Origin of the sequence: Pseudomonas sp. URMO17WK12:I11, from assembly GCF_007677725.1 — a bacterium.
GTDB lineage: Bacteria > Pseudomonadota > Gammaproteobacteria > Pseudomonadales > Pseudomonadaceae > Aquipseudomonas.
The window spans coordinates 1-399 of record NZ_VEDF01000044.1; the positions used below are offsets into that span (position 1 = coordinate 1).

Annotated in this window: 1 pseudogene; it reads left to right on the top strand. The window is 66.7% G+C overall.

Annotated features, from left to right (window positions below):
* Positions 1-399 (top strand): annotated as a pseudogene (locus FS665_RS23490) (hypothetical protein); the annotation flags it as partial.

The window sequence follows — 399 nt, forward strand, 5'->3', positions numbered from 1 at the left end:
CGCATGCCTGGCGGGCGGCATCACCGAAGCGCCCTCCCCTGATGCACCACGCCCTGGCAGCAGCGCCGCGCTGTGGCACAACTGGCTGCAGGATCCGCACAGCCCCCCCTACCGCGCCCTGCTGTTGCGCGATAAAGCCTTGCTGGCCGGCTTGCTGCCGAGCTTCTCCACCTCTGGCGCGCTCGACTGGAACGACAGCGAAAAGCTCTACAGCGCCGCAAGCAAGCTGATCGCCAGCGAAGACCTGGGCTCGGCCCTGCGAGGCGCGCTGAAACAAGCGATCACCGACCTGCAAGGCGCCGTCAATGGCGCCAGCCTGCGCCTGCATACGCATTTGGCGCCTGGCGTGCATCAGGCCGTGCGCCACCTGAACAGCGTCAATCAGCTGATCTACAACGG